This window comes from Streptomyces polygonati, assembly GCF_042650325.1.
Lineage (GTDB): Bacteria > Actinomycetota > Actinomycetes > Streptomycetales > Streptomycetaceae > Actinacidiphila > Actinacidiphila polygonati.
In genome coordinates this window covers 490,052-502,960 of the sequence record NZ_JBHSBB010000010.1, presented here as the reverse complement: position 1 = coordinate 502,960, position 12,909 = coordinate 490,052, and the positions used below count along the sequence as shown (strand labels likewise).

10 protein-coding genes and 1 pseudogene are annotated in these 12,909 nt (G+C 74.3%); 5 read left to right on the top strand and 6 right to left on the bottom strand.

The window, feature by feature from the left end; translation table 11 throughout:
• Positions 1-14 precede the first annotated feature (14 nt).
• Both ACFO3J_RS14900 and hutH read left to right on the top strand, forming a co-directional pair.
• Complete coding sequence (locus tag ACFO3J_RS14900) at positions 15-1,190, top strand: GGDEF domain-containing protein (RefSeq protein WP_386429865.1); 1,176 nt, start codon at positions 15-17, stop codon at positions 1,188-1,190.
• Positions 1,191-1,708: 518 nt separating this feature from the next.
• Positions 1,709-3,262 (top strand): histidine ammonia-lyase, encoded by a 1,554-nt coding sequence (gene hutH, locus ACFO3J_RS14895; protein ID WP_386429864.1) that lies wholly within the window; start codon positions 1,709-1,711, stop codon positions 3,260-3,262.
• Positions 3,263-3,328: 66 nt separating this feature from the next.
• On the opposite strand, the gene ACFO3J_RS14890 is transcribed toward hutH, so the two are convergent.
• Positions 3,329-3,613 (bottom strand): hypothetical protein, encoded by a 285-nt coding sequence (locus ACFO3J_RS14890; RefSeq protein WP_386429863.1) that lies wholly within the window; start codon positions 3,611-3,613, stop codon positions 3,329-3,331.
• A 376-nt stretch (positions 3,614-3,989) separates the two neighbouring features.
• Here ACFO3J_RS14890 and ACFO3J_RS14885 point away from each other — a divergent pair, with 376 nt between their 5' ends.
• Positions 3,990-5,369 carry a L,D-transpeptidase gene (locus ACFO3J_RS14885; protein WP_386430217.1) on the top strand — a complete coding sequence of 460 codons (1,380 nt, stop codon included), beginning with the start codon at positions 3,990-3,992 and terminating at the stop codon, positions 5,367-5,369.
• A gap of 75 nt (positions 5,370-5,444) precedes the next feature.
• On the opposite strand, the gene ACFO3J_RS14880 is transcribed toward ACFO3J_RS14885, so the two are convergent.
• Positions 5,445-6,353, bottom strand: coding sequence for an SDR family oxidoreductase (locus ACFO3J_RS14880; protein WP_386429862.1), 909 nt, complete (start codon positions 6,351-6,353; stop codon positions 5,445-5,447).
• A 231-nt stretch (positions 6,354-6,584) separates the two neighbouring features.
• Between ACFO3J_RS14880 and ACFO3J_RS14875 the strand changes: the two are divergent.
• Positions 6,585-7,463 (top strand): annotated as a pseudogene (locus tag ACFO3J_RS14875) (LysR family transcriptional regulator); the annotation flags it as partial.
• Between the two features lie 9 nt (positions 7,464-7,472).
• Here the strand turns inward: ACFO3J_RS14875 and ACFO3J_RS14870 are convergent.
• Entirely contained in the window at positions 7,473-8,615 is a 1,143-nt protein-coding gene (locus ACFO3J_RS14870; protein WP_386430216.1) for an ROK family protein, read from the bottom strand.
• Positions 8,616-9,219: 604 nt separating this feature from the next.
• Entirely contained in the window at positions 9,220-10,641 is a 1,422-nt protein-coding gene (xylB, locus tag ACFO3J_RS14865) for a xylulokinase (RefSeq protein ID WP_386429861.1), read from the bottom strand.
• Positions 10,642-10,753: 112 nt separating this feature from the next.
• Here xylB and xylA point away from each other — a divergent pair, with 112 nt between their 5' ends.
• A complete protein-coding gene (gene xylA / locus ACFO3J_RS14860; RefSeq protein WP_386429860.1) occupies positions 10,754-11,959 on the top strand; it encodes a xylose isomerase in 1,206 nt (401 codons plus the stop codon).
• Between the two features lie 102 nt (positions 11,960-12,061).
• Here the strand turns inward: xylA and ACFO3J_RS14855 are convergent, their stop codons facing one another.
• Positions 12,062-12,385: a helix-turn-helix domain-containing protein gene (locus tag ACFO3J_RS14855; RefSeq protein ID WP_386429859.1), complete on the bottom strand. Its 324-nt coding sequence runs from the start codon at positions 12,383-12,385 to the stop codon at positions 12,062-12,064.
• Positions 12,382-12,762, bottom strand: a complete 381-nt coding sequence (locus ACFO3J_RS14850) for a type II toxin-antitoxin system RelE/ParE family toxin (RefSeq protein ID WP_386429858.1) — start codon at positions 12,760-12,762, stop codon at positions 12,382-12,384. Before ACFO3J_RS14850 ends, ACFO3J_RS14855 begins: the two co-directional genes overlap by 4 nt.
• Positions 12,763-12,909 lie beyond the last annotated feature (147 nt).

Below are 12,909 nucleotides of genomic sequence, written 5' to 3'. Positions count from 1 at the left end.
CCTAGCCTGGGGGGATGGTTGACGGGACGGCGGCGGACGTACGGCTGCGGGCGGTCGTCGAACTCGCTCAGGCCCTGGCCACCGAGCAGACACCGCAGGCCGCGGTACGGGCCGGCGCGCGGCGGGCGCGGCTGGCGATGGGCGGGTCCTTCGCGGCGATCTCCGCCTGGGAGCGGGAGGCCGGCCGGCTGCGGGTCCTGGTCAACGACGGCCACCTCGCGGCCGGTGAGGCGGCCGAACCGACCGACGAGTCGTACTCCGTGCACGACTTCCCGGAGATCGCCGAGTATCTGCACGGGACATGGGCCGGGGGCGGCGAACCCCACGCGTGGGTGGAGGCCGCGGACAGCGCGGAGCCGTCGTCCGGCGGCCACAGCTGGGGCCGCACGGCCGCGCTGCGGCGGCGCGGGCGGGGCAGCTGCGTGGTCGCGCCGATCGTCGTGCACGGGCGGGCGTGGGGAGAGCTGTACGTGGCCCGGGCGATCGGTGAGACCGCCTTCGGCCGCACCGACGCGGACTTCGCCAGTGTGCTGGCGGCCCTGATCGCGGCCGGGATCGCCCAGACCCAGCGGCTGGCGGAGGTACGGCGGCTGGCCTTCACCGACCCGCTGACCGGGCTCGGCAACCGGCGGGCGGTGGACGTACGGCTGGACGAGGCGCTGGAACGGCACCGGCTGGAGGGGGCGGTGGTCAGCCTGGTCGTCTGCGACCTCAACGGACTGAAGCGGGTCAACGACCTGCTCGGGCACGCGGTGGGGGACCGCCTGCTGGAACGGTTCGGCTCCCTGCTCTCGCTGTGCGGCGCGACCCTGCCGGGGAGCCTGGCGGCCCGGCTGGGCGGCGACGAGTTCTGCATCGTCGCGGTCGGGCAGCCGGCGGCGGAGGTGGAGCTGGTGGCGGAGGAGCTGTGCCGCCGGGCGCACGAACTGGGCGTGGGCGAGGGGGTCGCCGTCGGCGTCGCCTCCACCGGCGACGCGATCGGCCCGGTCCGCTCCGCCCGCCGCCTCTTCCGCTTGGCGGACGCGGCCCAGTACCGGGCGAAGGCGCTGCGCGCGGCTCACCCGGTCGTCGCCGGCCGCGAGGGCCCCGGCGACCCCGTCGTCCAACTCGCCGACGCGCCCCCTCCGGGCCCTCCCACCCCGGAACGCCGCACCTTGCGCGGCCGCCGCCCCCCGGAAGCGCGCGGCTAGCCCCCGCCTCCCGGCGCCGCCCGGCCGCCGCCGGGACGCGGGGGCGGCCCCCGCTTCCTCCTCCGCCTTTTCCCACCCGCAGCCACCCGTGCGGGTGGGTTGTCGGGTGCGGGTCCCCTCGTGGGGGTGCGCCGCCGTCGGCGGCGGGCGGTTCGTGGGGGTGGCCCTCCGGTGGTCCGGTGGCCTGTGGGTGGGCGGACTTGCTGGGGGCGGGCCGTCCGGCTGCCGGTCGTGTGGGTGGGTTGTCGGGTGGGGGAGGGTTGCTGGCGGTGGTGCTGTCGGCCGGGGGGAAGCCGTGCGGGGCTGGGGGCGCAGGTTGGGTGGGTTGCTGGGGTGGAGCACGGACCGGGCGCCGCCGGCGGTGGCGTACCCCCGCGAGGAGGCCCGCACCCGGCATCGCACTCGCACGGGTGGCTGCGGGTGGGAAACACCCCGCGTCCCGGCCGCGGAGGGGGGAGGCGGGGGCCGGTCCGGGGGCGGGGTGACAGCTCGGGATTCACTGCTTAGGGTGCGTGAATATGGATATGCAGAACGTGGTGCTGGGCGCCGACGGGACCTCGGCGGAGGATGTGCTGGCGGTGGCGCGCGGGGACGCGCAGATCGTGCTCGGGGAAGCCGCACTGCGCGGGATCGCGAAGGCGAGGGCCGTGATCGAGGCGCTGGCCGCGAAGCCGGAGCCGGTGTACGGGGTGAGCACCGGGTTCGGTGCGCTGGCCGTGCGCCACATCACGCCGGACCTGCGGGCGCAGCTGCAGCGCAGCCTGGTGCGGTCGCACGCCGCCGGGATGGGGCCGCGGGTGGAGCGCGAGGTGGTGCGGGCGCTGATGTTCCTGCGGCTGAAGACGCTCGCGTCCGGGCACACCGGCGTGCGGCCGGTGGTCGCCGAGACGATGGCCGCGCTGCTCAACGCCGGAATCACCCCGGTCGTGCACGAGTACGGCTCCCTCGGCTGCTCCGGCGACCTCGCCCCCCTCGCGCACTGCGCCCAGGTCCTGATGGGCGAGGGCGAGGCGGAAGGCCCCGACGGTACGGTCCGCCCGGCCGCCGAGCTGCTCGAAGCGCACCGGATCATCCCGGTCGTGCTGCGCGAGAAGGAGGGCCTGGCCCTCATCAACGGCACCGACGGCATGCTCGGCATGCTGCTGCTGGCCTGCGCCGACCTGACCCGCCTGTTCACCGCCGCCGACATCACCGCGGCCCTCACCCTGGAAGCGCTGCTCGGCACCGACCGGGTGCTCGCCGCCGACCTGCACGCCATCCGCCCGCACCCCGGGCAGGCCGCCAGCGCCGAGAACATGCGCCGGGTGCTCGCCGGTTCCGGGCTGACCGGCCATCATCAGGACGACGCCCCGCGCGTACAGGACGCGTACTCGATCCGCTGCGCCCCCCAGGTGGCCGGCGCCGGCCGCGACACCCTGGCCCACGCCCGCCTGGTGGCCGACCGCGAACTCGCCTCCGCCGTCGACAATCCGGTGGTCCTGGAGGACGGGCGGGTGGAGTCGAACGGCAACTTTCACGGCGCCCCCGTCGCCTACGTCCTGGACTTCCTCGCCATCGCCGCCGCCGACCTCGGCTCCATCGCCGAGCGCCGCACCGACCGGCTGCTGGACAAGAACCGCTCGCACGGCCTGCCGCCCTTCCTGGCCGACGACCCCGGGCTGGACTCCGGTCTGATGATCGCGCAGTACACCCAGGCCGCCCTGGTCAGCGAGCTGAAGCGGCTGGCCGTCCCCGCCTCCGTCGACTCCATCCCGTCCTCGGCGATGCAGGAGGACCACGTATCCATGGGCTGGTCGGCGGCGCGCAAGCTGCGTACCGCGGTCGACAACCTGGCCCGGATCATCGCGGTGGAGCTGTACGCGGCCACCCGCGCGCTGGAGATCAGGGCCACGACGGCCGGGCTGCGGCCGGCGCCCGCCTCGCAGGCGGTGCTGGCGGCCGTACGGGAGGCCGGAATCCAGGGCCCGGGCCCGGACCGCTTCCTGTCACCCGACCTGGAGGCGGCCTACGCCTTCGTCCGGGACGGTTCGCTGGCCCGCGCCGCCGAGTCGGTCACCGGACCGCTGGCCTGACCGAGGGCAGCACGGAGCCCGGTGCGGGCGCCGGCCGGCGCCGGGCGCTCCGGACCGGGCAGCGGGTCAGACCGCCTCGGCGCGGGCGCGGCGCCCGGCGTTCAGCACCAGCCCCGCTCCGGCCACCAGGAACGCCGCGCCCCCGATGACGTACGGCTTGGTGTCCACCGCGCCGGTGTCCGCCAGCCCGCCCAGTTCGGGGGCGGAGCCGCCGGTGGCGGTGGCCGTCCGGCTCGTCGTGGAGTGCGCGGGCGCGGGATGCACCGGGCTCGCGGTCGCCGAGGGCACGAAATACAGCGCGGCCAGCACGGAAGCGGCGGCGGCTGCGACATAAGGGCGGGGCGAGGTCAACGTATCCCCCAGGTTTGAGTGGCGACTTGACCGTGGGGGCCGATGCTAGTGACTCGGCGCCACGCGTGTGAAGCCGGTCTCCCGGTGATCACGGTCTGTATGAACGGAATTACGCAGATCGTATGCCCGCTGGCTGGGCCGGGAACCTTCCGCCGCGTGGGAAAGGCCACAATTCCTGGCAGAAGGGTCCGGACCACCACCCTCGCCTGTTTTCATGAAGGGGAACGTCAAGACGAAGAAGACGCATGAGCCAGGCCTCCCGAGCCCCCCACCATCGGAGAGACGCGTGACGACGCCCAACCCCGAGAAAACCCCTGCCCAGAGGTCCGGTCACCGGTCCCCGTACACCCGCCGACGCACCCTCGCGGCGGCCGCGGTGCTGCTGGGGGGCTCGCTTGCGCTGACCGCCTGCGCGGGCGGCATCGGCAGCCACGCGGACAAGGCGCCCGCCAGCTCCCCGGTGGCCTCCGCGTCCTCGTCACCGGCGGCGCCCTCCGCGTCCTCCCCGTCCCCCGCACCGGCCGCGTCCTCGGCGTCCTCGGCGCCGTCCCCGTCCGCCACCGCGTCCTCCTCCGCCCCCGGCACCCCCACGGGGAGCCCGGCCAGCAGCGCGAACGCCACCGCCCAGGCCGACGCCAGCGCCGCCGCGAACGCCTCGGCCGCGAAGATCACCTTCTCGCCGCAGAGCGGCAGCACGGGCGCGGGCATCACCGGCGCCACCAAGGTGACCGTGGCGGACGGCACGCTGACCTCCGTCACCATGACGTCGAAGGCCGGCGGCCAGCGGGTGGCCGGCACGATATCCGCCGACGGCACCCGCTGGACGCCCGACGGGCAGCTGGCCCGCGGCACCCAGTACCTGATATCCGCCGTCGCCACCGACACCCAGGGCCGTGTCGCCGCCGCGAACTCCACCTTCGCCACCATCTCCGCCGCGGGCAGCTTCATCGGCTACTTCACGCCCGAGGACGGCTCGACCGTCGGCGTCGGCATGCCGGTCTCGATCAACTTCGACAAGGCCATCGCCCGTGGCGACCGCGCCGCCGTGCAGCAGGGCATCACCGTACGGTCCAGCAGCGGCCAGCGGGTCGTCGGCCACTGGTTCAGCTCCACCCGGCTCGACCTGCGCCCCCAGCAGTACTGGCTGGCCGGCTCGCATGTCACCCTCACCTTGAACCTCGACGGTGTGGAGGGCGCGCCGAACGTCTTCGGCGTCCAGCACAAGACGGTCGGCTTCGACGTGGGCCGCTCCCAGGTCTCCACGGTCGACGCCGCCACCCACATGATGACCGTGGTCCGCGACGGCAAGGTCATCAAGACGATCCCGATCTCGGCGGGCGCCCCCCAGCACACCACCTACGACGGTCAGATGGTCATCTCGGAGAAGGACCAGACCACCCGGATGGACGGGGCCTCGGTCGGCTTCACCAACAGCGACGGCAAGGGCGAGTACGACATCCCCGACGTCCCGCACGCCATGCGGCTGAGCACCTCCGGCACTTTCATCCACGGCAACTACTGGGCGCCCAAGTCCGCCTTCGGCACGGTCAACACCAGCCACGGCTGCATCGGCCTGAGCGACACCAAGGGCGGCAAGGACCCGAACACACCGGCCGCGTGGTTCTACAACCACTCCATGATCGGCGACGTGGTGATCATGAAGAACTCCACCGACAAGACCATCCAGCCGGACAACGGCCTCAACGGCTGGAACATGAACTGGTCGCAGTGGGTCGCCGGTTCGGCCCTGAGCTGACCACCGTCCGCCGCTGAGCGGGCGGCCGCTCCGTCCGGAGCGGCCGCCCGCGTGTTCCAGCTCCCCGGCCCGCCGCTACTCGACCTCGGAGTAGTGCCCCGCGTCGAGGTCCGCGACGAGCCCGGGCCCCACCGGACGCCACCCCAGCAGCTTCCGGGTCAGCGCGCTCGACGACGGATTGTCGAGCGACACGAAGCCGGCCAGCCAGCCGAAGTGGTCGGTCGCCTGCTGACCGCTCACACCGACGACCGGCAGCTCCAGCTGACGCCCGATCGCGCCGGCGATCTCGCGCAGCGGCACACCCTCCTCGCCGACCGCGTGCAGCCGCGCTCCGGCGGGCGCCGCCTCCACGGCCAGCCGGTACAGGCGCGCGGCGTCGAGCCGGTGCACGGCGGGCCAGCGGTTGGACCCGTCGCCCGCGTAGGCGGATATCCCGGTGGCCCGGGCGATACCGATCAGCGACGGGACGAATCCGTGCCGGTCGCCGTCGCTGTGCACGGAGGGCGAGAGCCGTACCACCGATACCCGGACGCCGCGGGCGGCGAAGGACAGCGCCGTCTCCTCCGCGCCGGCCCGCAGGCCGACGGGCGACGCGGGATCGGCCGCGTCCTCCTCGGTCGCCAGGGGGCCGGCGGTGACGAGTCCCGTGCCGGAGGTCATGACGAACGGCCGGCCGGATCCCGCGAGGGCCTCGCCGAGCGCCTCGACGGCGCGGTCCTCGGCCCGGCACGAGGCGGCGAAATCCGTGTCGGGACCGATGTTCTGGAACGCCGTATGGATGACGCCGTCCGCGGCGGCGGCGCCCGCGCGGAGGCCGGCCAGGTCCGCGAGGTCGCCGCGGTGCGCCTCGGCGCCGGCGGCGGTCAGGGACGCGGCGGCCCGCTCCGAGCGGGCGAGGCCGACGACCTGATGCCCGGCGTCGATGAGTTCGCGGACGACGGCGGAACCGACGTAGCCGGTCGCGCCGGTAACAAAAACACGCACAGTGCGCTCCTTCGGTGAACAGCGGGGTCCGGCGCCCGTACCGCGTGGACCGGTGCGGACCGGCGGGGGCGGGCGACCGGACCGGTGGCTCCAGCGTCCGGGCCGCGGGCGGCCCACGTCCAAAGCCTGTTTCGCACGGCGCAATACGATGCGGGCATGACCCCAGGTCAGCCCCGGGTCGGAGCGGCTTCGGCGGCGGACTCCCGGACCCGCCGGAAGTAGACTCCAGGCATGACCGACTCATCACCCGCGCCGGACCTCGATCTGCGGCTGGTCCGGTACTTCACGGTCGTCGCCGAGCAGGGGCACTTCGGCCGCGCGGCCGAGGCCCTGCACATCACCCAGCCCTCGCTGAGCCGCCAGGTCCGCCGCCTCGAAGAGCAGCTGGGCGCCCGCCTGCTGGACCGCACCCCGCACGGCAGCCGGCTCACCGAGGCGGGCGAGGTGTTCCTGCCGTCCGCCAGGGCGCTGCTGCGCTCCGCCGCCCAGGCCACGGCCGCCACCCGCGCCGCCGCCCGGCCCCGCCGGATCACCATCGGCTACACCACCGGCATCATCGTCACCTCGGCGGTGCGTGAGCTGCGCCGGCGGCATCCGGACGCCGAGGTGCACACCCTGCACCTGCGCTGGAACGAATCCCGGGCCGCCCTGCTGGAGCGCCGGGTGGACGCGGCGGTGACCCGGCTGCCGCTGGCCACCGACCAGTTGCGGGTGACGCTGCTCCACGACGAACCCCGGATGCTGGTGGTGCCCCTCGACCACCGCCTGGCCGGCAAGGAGTCCGTCACCCTCGACGACATCGCCGACGAGCCGATGCCCCGGCTGGCCGACCCCGCCTGGAACGCCTTCTGGCTGATCGATCCCCGGCCCGACGGAAGCCGGGCGCCCGACGGTCCGTTCGTCGACGCCGTCGAGGACAAGCTCGAACTCATCGCCGCCGGGGAGGCGGTGGCCATCGTCGGCGCCTGCATGCGCGCCACCAGCCTGCGCCCGGACCTCACCACGATCCCGCTGCTCGGCGTCGAGCCCAGCCACGTGGTGCTGGCGACCCGCGCGGACGACCGCAACCGGCTGGTCGCGGCCTTCGGCAAGTACGCCCGGGCCCACCTCGGCCAGGACCTATCCCTCCAGGCCCCCGGGGGTGACGGCGGAGCCGTTGATCCAGCTCGCGGGGTCGTCCAGGACGGTGCGTACGGAGCTGTAGGCGGCTCCCCGCAGGACGCCGTCACGGCCCAGGCGTGAGGTGACGAGGTCCTCGGGGCGCCACTGCCGGTCGGTGACGCGGGCCGCCAGCTCGCGGCGTACGCCGGGCAGCAGCCAGGGCGCCAGGTCGGCGAGCGGTCCGCCGACCACGACCGCCTGCGGGTCCAGCAGGTTCACCGCGCCGCTGAGCGCGATCCCGAGGGCGGCGCCGGCCTCCTCCAGGGCGCGCAGCGCCGCGGGGTCGCCCTCGCGGGCGGCTTTCCGCAGCGCGGCCGGGCCCCGCGCGGTGGCGACCCCGGCGGACCGCAGCAGCGCCTCCTCCCCGGCGTAGGTCTCCAGGCAGCCGTGCGCGCCGCACGAACACAGCGGTCCGTCCGGCCGTACCGGGACATGGCCCAGCTCACCGGCGAAGCCGCGGGCCCCCCGGAAGAGGCGGCCCTCCACCACCAGGGCGGCGCCGATGCCGATCTCGGCGGAGACATGGACGAAGTCGGCGAGCCGGTCGTGGCCGCCGAGCCAGAGTTCGGCGAGGGCGCCGAGATTGGCCTCGTTCTCCACGACGGTGTTCGCGCCGAGGGCGGCGGCGACCGGGACGTCCTCCCAGCCGAGGTTGGGGGCGCGCAGGACGGTGCCGCGGTCGCGGCCCACCAGACCGGGGACGGCCACGGTGGTGCCGACCGGGCGCAGGCCGGCCTCCTGGGCCTCCTTGGTGACGCGGGCGGTCAGCTCGGCGAGTTCGGCGAGTACGGCGGGGGCCGGGCGGTCACGGTTCGCCGCCGGGGCCTCGGTGCGGCACCGGACGGTCCCGCGCAGGTCCACCACGCAGGCGGCCAGATGATCGACCCCGATCTCGGCGCCCACCCCGGCGGGACCGGTCGCGGACAGCCCGAGCGCGGTCCCGGGCCGCCCCACCGTCCCCGGCCGCTGCGCCCCGCGCTCCTCCAGCAGCCCGGCCGCCAGCAGCTCGTCGACCAGCGTCGACACGGTGGCCCGGGTCAGCCCCACCTCCGCGGCCACCCCCGCCCGGGTCACCTTCTCCCCGGCGGCCAGCGCCCGCATCACCAGCCCCATGTTCCGCCGCCGCAGCCCCGCCTGTGCGCCAGTTGCTCTCCCCACGGGGCTCCTCCCTTCCCTCGGCCCCTCAGTATGTGCGGCCCGAACAGCGCGCGTTCCCTATCGGCGCCGCCCCATCCCCCCGGCGGTCACCCACACCCCCCGGACGCGCCCCGCGAGCCCCGGCCAGCGGGACGCCGACGGCGCCGGACCCCCACCGATGCAGCGTCCAGCCCCGCCCGGATCCGCCGGCCCGCCGCGGTCCGGGCCCGCTCTCCACCCACGGACCGGCAGCCGCCGATGGCGCCGGACCCGCGCCGGTTGAGCGGTTCGCCGGCAGTGGCTCCGCCGGGCCGCCGGGTGGGCGTGGTCCGGGCCCGCTCTCCACCCACGGACCGGCAGCCGCCGATGGCGCCGGTCCCGCGCCGGTTGAGCGGTTCGCCGGCAGTGGCTCCGCCGGGCCGCCGGGTGGGCGTTGTCCGGGCCCGCTCTCCACCCACGGACCGGCAGTCGCCGATGGCGCCGGACCCCCGCTGGTTGAGCCGATCGCCGAGATCGAATCCGCACGGGTGGTTGCGGGTGGGAAAACCGGGTTGCCCCCGGCCGGCGTTCACGCACCCGCCAGGGGCAGGGCCGCCGCCAGCCGAGCCAGCGCCGCGTCATCGCGGGGGACGGGATCGTAGAGCGGCCCCCGGGAAGTCGCCCAGCGATGGGCTATCGCCGAAGGCTCCTCCGCGGTGAGGAGGGCCGCCGCCTGGACCGCCGCCCCGAGGGCGACGAGCTCCTCGGCGGCGGGGACCTGGACCGGGCGCCCGGACAGCCGCAGGACCGTCTCCCGCCAGGCGGCCCCCCGCGCCCCGCCCCCGATCAGCAGCAAAGGCTCCGGCGACGCGGCGGCGTCCACCGCCAGCACCTCGTCCAGCGCCCGCAGCAGCGCCCAGACCGCCCCGTCGTACGCCCCCTGCAAGACCTGTCCGGCGGACGTCTCGTGCCGCAGCCCGGTCAGCAGACCGGACGCGTAGGGAAGATTCGGCGTCCGCTCGCCGTCGAGGAAGGGCAGGAAGGCCACCGTGCCCCCCGGCTCCACCTCCTCGCGGCCCCGCCCCAGCAGCGCGGCCACCTTGTCCACCGCCTGCGTGCAGTTGAGCGTGCAGGCCAGCGGCAGCCAGCCCCCGTCGGCCGCCGCGAAACCCGCCACCGTCCCCGTAGGGTCCACCGGCCGCTGCCGCGCGATCGCGTACACCGTGCCCGAGGTGCCCAGGCTGAGCACCGCCCGGCCCGGGGTGAGCCCGAGCCCGAGGGCCGCCGCCGCGTTGTCGCCGGTGCCGGCCGCGACCAGCGCCCCGGCCCGCAGCGGCAGCCGCTCCCGTACCGTGCCGGCCCGCTGACCCGGCCCCAGCACGGCGGGCAGCAGTTTCGGGTCGAGCCCGACCTCACCGAGCAGCGTCTCGTCGTACTCCCCGGTCTGCGAGGCCCACCACCCGGTGCCCGAAGCGTCCCCGCGATCGGTGACCGCGGCGCCGCTCAGCCGCTCGGTCAGGAAGTCGTGCGGCAGCCGTACACCCGCTGCGGCCGCCGCCACCTCCGGCTCGTGCGCCCGCAGCCACTCCCACTTGGTCACCGTGAAGCTCGCCCCCGGCACCGAGCCGAAGCGTTCGGCCCACCACCCGGCGCCGTACCGCTCCACCAGCGCGTCGGCCTGCGGCGCGGACCGTACGTCGTTCCACAGCAGCGCCGGCCGCAGCGGCCGGCCGGCCGCGTCGAGCACGACCAGGCCGTGCTGCTGACCGCCGACCGACACGGCCTCGGCCCGCCCCGCGTACTCGCCCAGCTGCCCGAGCGCGTCGATCAGCGCCTGCCACCACTGCTCCGGATCGCTCTCCCGCCCGGCGCCGCCGCTGACCGTGTGCGGTGCCTGCCCGCGCGCCAGTACCTCGCCGCTGTCCACATCGACCGCGAGCACCTTCGTGGACTGCGTGGAGCTGTCCACGCCGAGCACGACCTGCCCGTGTGACTGATCCTGCGACGCCATGTGATCCGTGTCCTTTCGCGCGCGCTCAGCGCACTTCTCCGGGTTCCCACTTCCCATCATCGGCCTCGCATACTAATTTGTTCAACAGTCTGACGAATAGGAGCCGACCACCATGACTTCCGCCACGCCCCCGCCCGCTGGTTCCGGGAACCCGTACACCCCGGCCCCCGAGCACAAGTTCACCTTCGGCCTGTGGACGGTCGGCTGGCAGGGCCGCGACCCGTTCGGTGACGCCACCCGTGCCCCGCTCGACCCGGTCGAGAGCGTCACCCGCCTCGCCGAGCTGGGCGCTTACGGGGTCACCTTCCACGACGACGACGTGATCCCCTTCGGCTCCTCCGACGCCGACCGGGACGCCCGGATCAAGCGTTTCCGCCAGGCCCTGGACAGCACCGGACTCGTCGTCCCGATGGCCACCACCAACCTCTTCACCCACCCGGTCTTCAAGGACGGCGCCTTCACGGCCAACGACCGCGACGTCCGCCGCTTCGCGCTGCGCAAGACCATCCGCAACATCGACCTCGCCGTGGAACTGGGCGCCAAGGTGTACGTCGCCTGGGGCGGCCGCGAGGGCGCGGAGTCCGGCGCCGCCAAGGACGTACGGGTCGCGCTGGACCGCATGAAGGAGGCCTTCGACCTGCTCGGCGATTACGTCACCGAGCAGGGCTACGACCTGCGCTTCGCCATCGAGCCGAAGCCGAACGAGCCGCGCGGCGACATCCTGCTGCCGACCGTCGGCCACGCGCTGGCCTTCATCAACTCGCTGGAGCGGCCCGACATCGTCGGCGTCAACCCGGAGGTCGGCCACGAGCAGATGGCCGGGCTCAACTTCCCGCACGGCATCGCGCAGGCGCTGTGGCACGGCAAGCTCTTCCACATCGACCTCAACGGCCAGACCGGCATCAAGTACGACCAGGACCTCCGCTTCGGCGCCGGCGACCTGCGGGCCGCCTTCTGGCTGGTGGACCTGCTGGAGACGGCCGGTTACGAGGGCATGCGGCACTTCGACTTCAAGCCGCCGCGTACCGAGGACTACGACGGTGTCTGGGCGTCGGCGGCCGGCTGCATGCGCAACTACCTCATCCTCAAGGAGCGGGCCGCCGCCTTCCGCGCCGACCCGCAGGTCCAGGAGGCACTGCGCGCCTCCCGCCTGGACGAGCTGGCCCTCCCGACCGTCGCGGAAGGCGAGACCCTCGCCGACCTCCTCGCCGACCGCACGGCCTACGAGGACTTCGACCCGGAGGCCGCCGCGGCCCGCGGCATGGCCTTCGAGCACCTCGACCAGCTGGCGATGAACCACCTGCTGGCCGCGCGCTGACACCCCGGCCCCCCCGGCCCCCCGGCGGCCCGCCGACGACCTCCCGTCGTCGGCGGGCCGCGGGGCCTGTCGGCTGACGTCCCCCGCCGCACCGATGGTCCGTCAACCCACCTTGCGCAACTCGCCGTCATCGAACACGGCGACCATCACAAGGCTGCCGCCCAGCGCTTCGACATAGCGGGCGATCACCTCACTGCCCGAGACCTGCCCGCTCTCGATCTGGGACACCCGCCCTTTGCTGATGCCCATTGCCGCGGCCACCTCCGCCTGCGTGAATCCGCGCTCCTTCCGCATTTCGACCAGCCGCCACGCCCGGGCCGTACCGACCAGCTCCCGCACGCCCTGCTCAAACGCTTCGGCCCCGCCGGCCAACTCCGCAGCCCGCTCATGGTGCCCGCTCTCACTCCAACGGGAGAACCGCGTCACTGCCCCGCCTCCTTCGCCCGCTCGTCCAAGTACTCCGCGTACCGCCGCTCGGCCAGCGGAATCGCCCGCTCGTACCAGCCGCGCCAGTCTCCCGCCTTGTCGCCGGCCACCAACAGGATGGACGCGCGCCACGGGTCGAACATGAACAGCACCCTCACCTCGCTCCGTCCCGCCGAGGGAGGTCGTAGCTCCTTCAGGTTGTGGAGATTCGATCCGCGCACTCGATCGACAAGCGGCCTGCCTTCCGCGGGCCCATCGCAGACCAGCACCCAGATCGCTTGGTTGACCAAGACATACGAGGCGGGATCGACCTTCTCCAAGTCATGGAGCCACTGATCCACCTCGCTCGTCAGATAAACCTCCCACTGCTCCGCCATGCCAAGAACCTTCCACCCGTCGAGTTTAGCGAAAGCTAAACCTTTCCGGGAGGATCCTGGCCAGCTCGACTGGGCCGCGTCACTCGATCGAGCGAAGCCGATGGCGAGGGTTGTCCGGTACGGCCGGCGGGCGGCGCGGCCCTGAGC